General features: G+C 64.9%; 5 protein-coding genes. 3 read left to right on the forward strand and 2 right to left on the reverse strand.

Features of this window, described 5'->3' with window-relative positions:
- The 3 genes from H7290_RS03770 to H7290_RS03780 all read left to right on the forward strand — a co-directional run.
- Nucleotides 1-321: LysM domain-containing protein (locus tag H7290_RS03770; protein ID WP_290512683.1), on the forward strand; the 321-nt coding region annotated here is incomplete at its 5' end.
- A gap of 389 nt (nt 322-710) precedes the next feature.
- Nucleotides 711-1097 carry a hypothetical protein gene (locus H7290_RS03775; RefSeq protein WP_290512684.1) on the forward strand — a complete coding sequence of 129 codons (387 nt, stop codon included), beginning with the start codon at nt 711-713 and terminating at the stop codon, nt 1095-1097.
- A gap of 143 nt (nt 1098-1240) precedes the next feature.
- Nucleotides 1241-1495, forward strand: coding sequence for a hypothetical protein (locus tag H7290_RS03780; RefSeq protein WP_290512685.1), 255 nt, complete (start codon nt 1241-1243; stop codon nt 1493-1495).
- On the opposite strand, the gene H7290_RS03785 is transcribed toward H7290_RS03780, so the two are convergent.
- Together H7290_RS03785 and H7290_RS03790 are read right to left on the reverse strand one after the other, a co-directional pair.
- Entirely contained in the window at nt 1455-1934 is a 480-nt protein-coding gene (locus H7290_RS03785; protein WP_134378571.1) for a hypothetical protein, read from the reverse strand. The genes H7290_RS03780 and H7290_RS03785 overlap by 41 nt on opposite strands.
- A complete protein-coding gene (locus H7290_RS03790; protein ID WP_290512686.1) occupies nt 1931-2080 on the reverse strand; it encodes a hypothetical protein in 150 nt (49 codons plus the stop codon). Before H7290_RS03790 ends, H7290_RS03785 begins: the two co-directional genes overlap by 4 nt.
- Nucleotides 2081-2883: the final 803 nt, after the last annotated feature.

The raw sequence follows: 2883 nt of genomic DNA on the forward strand, positions 1-2883 counted from the left end.
CCTGACGGCTGCGTGCTCACTCCCCGGGCGGTTGGCACGATCACCTGGGACGTACCGGACACCCGCCCCGGGCTACTCGCCGTCGATACAGGCGCTCGGTTCGGCGCTGGCGGCGCCACCGCAACAGCCGGTGGTTCTCCCATCTCCTATCGCGCGGTCGCCGGCGACACGCTCAACGACATCGCCGACCGCTTCGGTATCACGCTCGACGACCTCGGCTTCCTCAACCCCCTCACCAGCCGCCAGCTCCAGGCCGGCGACGAGCTGAACCTCCGGGAGGCGCTGCGCGGCGGCGCCTCGGTCCCGCCGCCCTCGGGCTAAACGCCGATCCAAGGCATACACCGCGGTCGTCCCTTATGACGAACCTTGAGCGGACGTCAGAGTCCGGACGGGATGTTGGTTCCCTGGTGGAATACGAGTCGCGGCTTGCCGTCGACGATCTTCCAAACCGAGCAACGTCGCGTCCAATTGGGCCCCACCTAGAGGCAGTAGGTCAAGAGGAACACTGCGTCGGCAAGTTCCACAACGTCCTGCTCAGTCATCTGAAACGACTCGAGATGGAACGACGCCTCTGGTTTGGCGAACCCCTCTCTGTCAACCTTGTATAGGGCACCGGGATCGTCCCGAATAGTGTCGTAGAGGTCGGGGAAGAGTTTTCCTTGACGAATGCAAATATGGCAGATCTCAGCTCGACCGGGCAGGCTGTAGGGATGGAAGATGTCCTCGATCCCCAGGTTCCCGAGCGTGCTCGGCGGCGGACCTATAAGGCCAAGTACAAACGCGACTTTCTGACCGAGTACGACAGCCTCGATCGGCAGGGCCGCGGCGCGCTGCTCCGCCGAGAAAAGCTGTATACCTCCTTGGTTGGCAAGTGGCGTGATCAGCGCGACAAGGGAGTTCTGGTGGCGTTGGCACGGCCGGCGGGCGCGCCACCCGCCAGCATCGCGGAGAAGGACGCGGCCCGGCTGCGGAAAGAGAATCTGCGGCTGTCGGGCGAGTTGGATACGGCGAGGCAGGTGATCGCGATCCAGGGAAAACTCTCGGCTCTGTTGGATCAACTCTCAACCAACAGCAGCGCGACGAGCACCGAGAAATAATCGACGCCACCGTCACCGAGCTCGTCCCCCTCGTCGGCATGCGAAACGCGTGCCTGGCCGTGGGACGGTCGCGGGCGACGCACTACCGTCACCACCCCCGCTCGCCGCGGCCCCGGTCTTCGCCGCGGCCCCGGCCGGAGCCGATGAAGCAACCACGCACGCTGACCGAGCCTGAGCGTGCCGCTGTTCTGGAGGTGCTGCGGTCGGACCGGTTCGTGGACAAGGCTCCGGCAGAGATCCAGGCGATTCTCCTCGACGAGGGCACCTACCTGTGCTCGGTAGCGACGATGTATCGCCTGTTGCGGGCCTACGGTGAGACCGGGGAGCGGCGTGCTCAGGCCGAGCACCCGGCACGCGTCACGCCCGAAACCTGGCATCGGAGACCAACATCGGCATAGTCACAATGTCGGCATAACACGACCAGACTTGCGAGGGCCCGGTGGCCAGGAGTTCGGGTTTGACCTTCGCCGGAGGCGTCGCCAGACGTCTGCGTTCGCGGGTCTGCCCGGCAGCCCACGCGATCCGATACATGGTCGACATTGACCCGTGATACCGGTCCTCGTCGAGCTCACGAGCCCAGGTCTGACAGATCGACAAATCCGCATACTGCGCCGAGTTGATCACCGCCAACACGCCTGCCCGTTCGTCCTCAGACAGCGTCGACGGCGGTTTGGCCCGCTCGGCCTGGGCCACCGGGTTCGTCTTTGGTGCCGGCGGATTCGCCCGCCGGTAATGGGTGGCCCGGGACCGGCCGGTCAACGCGCACGCCATCACCGCGGTGACCGACAGGGCGATCAACGCGGTGAACGCCCCATCCAGAATCGTCGCGCCGCTCACCGCCGGTTCCTCGCCTGCGGGTGGCTCTCGTCGTCGCTCATCGAGAGCAGCTCCACGAGCCTGTGCGCTTTTCCCATCACGTCCAGCGCTGCTTGGGTTTGTTCCAACTGCCGGGCCAGGCGCTTGTTCTCGGCCTCGGACTTCACCAACTTGGCCGACGCTGACGAGTCCTTCGACCGGGGTTACGGTTCGCCGGCCGCCGCCGCATCCCGGGCCCTGGCCCACTCGGCAACCTGGGTCTGATGGATCCCCTCACGCCGCAGCACTGCGGACTTCTCCCCATGAGGAGCCGCCTCGTACTCGACCAAAACACCTTCCCGGTACTCCGCGGTGAAGGACCGCCGAGTCGGCTTCGGTGCCGGATCAACACCATCGACCAGCGATGGTTCTGGGGCTTGTGGATTCAACATGATTATGTCCGATCCCCGCCCTCTCAAAAGGTCACCCCTCAACGAACGGGGTGTCTCATCTCAGCCTGACAGAGAGGGAGAACATGCGATTGGGTCCAATCACTTGACGTGGTCGCCAGGTAGGAGTCCCAGGCAGAGGTCACATCGTCGCCGAGTTTCAACGCGAACGGGTTACTGGTTCGAGCCCAGTGATAGCCGCCCCATGAGTGATTGGCACTCGCCGCTGTGGCGCCGAACACCAAACTGAGAAGAGCCGCAATGACGGCTAGTTGAGTCCGCGGACGTGGTGTACGACGAGCCCGTTGTTGAGCGTGGCGTCGTGAACTGTCAGTCAGTCTTGGAGACGGCGCTCGGCAACGAGAAGCGGGTGTGGCCCGGGCTCTCGCCCCGACCACACCCGCTGACCGTCTTCTAGGTCAGAAGCCGCTGACGTTGAGCCGTCCGCCGGTGACCGTCTTGCCGCTGAGGGAGGCCGTCGGGACGACCGAGCTCAGGATCGCGCTCTTGATCTGCGCCGCTGTCGCACCGGGGTGCGTGGA

It is taken from the genome of Aeromicrobium sp., assembly GCF_014378035.1.
Lineage (GTDB): Bacteria > Actinomycetota > Actinomycetes > Propionibacteriales > Nocardioidaceae > Aeromicrobium.